The following is a 371-nucleotide window of genomic DNA, read 5'->3' as shown; positions in this document are numbered from 1 at the left end:
GCATGTAATACGGTGGCAGCCAGGCGATCAGGCTGGTATAGCCGCCGTTGATCAGGCCGAAATAGGCGCCGAGCAGCCAGGCGCGCCGGTTGCGCAGCAGGCTTGGCCCACGGTTTTCTCCCGCCGCGCCCAGGCGCGACAGCCCGCGACTGACCGGCCACCAGGCCAGCAGCGCCACCAGCGCCGGTAACGCCCACCAGGCCAGCGCGCTGTGCCAGTCGTGCCCCGCACTCATCAGCCACGGAGTGATCGCCGCGCCCAGCCCGCCGCCGCCCATCAGCGCCGCCGACCACAGCCCGGCCACCAGCGCCATGCTGTTGAGGAAATGATGCTTGATGATACCGGGCATCACCGCCTGGATTACCCCGATG

The 371-nt window shown here is 69.3% G+C and carries 1 pseudogene; it reads right to left on the bottom strand.

Annotation, left to right across the window (positions count from 1 at the left end):
- Window positions 1-371 (bottom strand): annotated as a pseudogene (locus BJP35_RS24080) (cyanate transporter); the annotation flags it as partial.

Origin of the sequence: Enterobacter sp. J49, assembly GCF_002148625.1 — a bacterium.
GTDB lineage: Bacteria > Pseudomonadota > Gammaproteobacteria > Enterobacterales > Enterobacteriaceae > Enterobacter > Enterobacter ludwigii.
Note: the sequence above shows the minus strand (reverse complement) of the source record. Positions and strands in the feature narration are given on the sequence as shown.